Here is a 1,662-nt window from a genome sequence, read left to right as displayed (position 1 = left end):
GACCTGGCGTACCCGACGCTCAAGATCGCCATCGAGTACGAGGGGGAGCATCATCTGCGCGACCCGGAGCAGTGGGCGCGCGACATCCGGCGGCACGAGCGTCTCGCCGAGCTCGGGTGGGTCGTCATCCGGGTGACGAAGCGCGACGTGTTCGCGGAGCCGCGTGCGTTCGTCGAGCGCGTGCGGCGCGCCATCCGTTCGCGCGCCGTCTGAGCCGTCCGCTCGGCAGTCACGATCTGCGGGTCCTGACGCCGCAGATCCGCACTTTGCGACTGCGGAGCGAATCAGGGCGCTGCTCAGCAGTCAGGAGATGCGGGTCGCGCGGCGACATACCCGCAGATTGTGACTGCGGAACGATGGAGAGCGCGGAGGGCGGGGCTTCGCGCGCGGAGGGGCGGATGGGTGAGGCGTCGCGCGCGGAGTGCGGAGCGACGAGGCGGAGGCGGAGCGGAGGCTTCGCGGACGGAGCGGCGGAGCGGAGCGGCGGAGTGCGGAGGGGCGAGGCTTCGCGCGCGGGACGGGCACCCCGGATATGCCCCTGGCGAACAGCGGCCCGTGGCATCCCGCCGCTGGCTAACCTCGATGTATCGCGCAGCAGTGCGACCTGCACCCCAAGCGCCGAGGGAGTGAACGATGTTCGAGAGATTCACCGACCGTGCCCGTCGCGTGGTTGTGCTCGCCCAAGAAGAGGCGAAGATGCTCAACCACAACTACATCGGCACCGAGCACATCCTGCTCGGTCTGATCCACGAGGGGGAGGGCGTCGCCGCGAAGGCGCTCGAGTCCCTGGGCATCTCGCTCGACGCCGTGCGCGAGCAGGTGCAGGACATCATCGGCCAGGGGCAGCAGCAGCCCACCGGCCACATCCCCTTCACGCCGCGTGCGAAGAAGGTGCTCGAGCTGAGCCTGCGCGAGGCGCTCCAGCTCGGCCACAACTACATCGGCACCGAGCACATCCTGCTCGGCCTCATCCGCGAGGGTGAGGGCGTCGCCGCGCAGGTGCTCGTCAAGCTCGGCGCCGACCTGAACAAGGTGCGCCAGCAGGTCATCCAGCTCCTCAGCGGATACCAGGGCAAGGAGCCCGCAGGCGTCGCCGCCGGTGGCGGTGAGCAGGCGCAGTCCGGCGCTCAGGGCGGCTCGCAGGTGCTCGACCAGTTCGGTCGCAACCTCACGCAGGCCGCGCGCGACAACAAGCTCGACCCGGTGATCGGGCGCGAGAAGGAGATCGAGCGGGTCATGCAGATCCTCTCGCGCCGGTCGAAGAACAACCCCGTCCTCATCGGCGAGCCCGGCGTGGGAAAGACCGCCGTCGTCGAGGGTCTCGCCCAGGCGATCGTGAAGGGGGATGTGCCCGAGACGCTGAAGGACAAGCAGGTCTACTCGCTCGACCTCGGCTCGCTCATCGCCGGATCGCGGTACCGCGGTGACTTCGAGGAGCGCCTGAAGAAGGTCACGAAGGAGATCCGCACCCGCGGCGACATCATCGTCTTCATCGACGAGATCCACACCCTCGTGGGTGCCGGAGCCGCCGAGGGCGCGATCGACGCCGCGAGCATCCTGAAGCCGCTCCTCGCCCGTGGCGAGCTGCAGACGATCGGTGCAACCACGCTCGACGAGTACCGCAAGCACTTCGAGAAAGATGCCGCCCTCGAGCGTCGCTTC

2 protein-coding genes are annotated in these 1,662 nt (G+C 69.0%); both read left to right on the top strand.

Annotated elements, in window-relative coordinates; all coding sequences use genetic code 11:
* On the top strand, positions 1–213 hold a 213-nt coding region (locus B4E30_RS13645), incomplete at its 5' end, for an endonuclease domain-containing protein (protein WP_286795616.1).
* 420 nt (positions 214–633) lie between these two features.
* A partial coding sequence (locus tag B4E30_RS13640) for a Clp protease N-terminal domain-containing protein (protein WP_286795615.1) occupies positions 634–1,662 on the top strand: 1,029 nt, incomplete at its 3' end.

This window comes from Microbacterium sp. UBA3394 (genome assembly GCF_002358725.1).
Lineage (GTDB): Bacteria > Actinomycetota > Actinomycetes > Actinomycetales > Microbacteriaceae > Microbacterium > Microbacterium luteum.
Note: the sequence above shows the minus strand (reverse complement) of the source record. Positions and strands in the feature narration are given on the sequence as shown.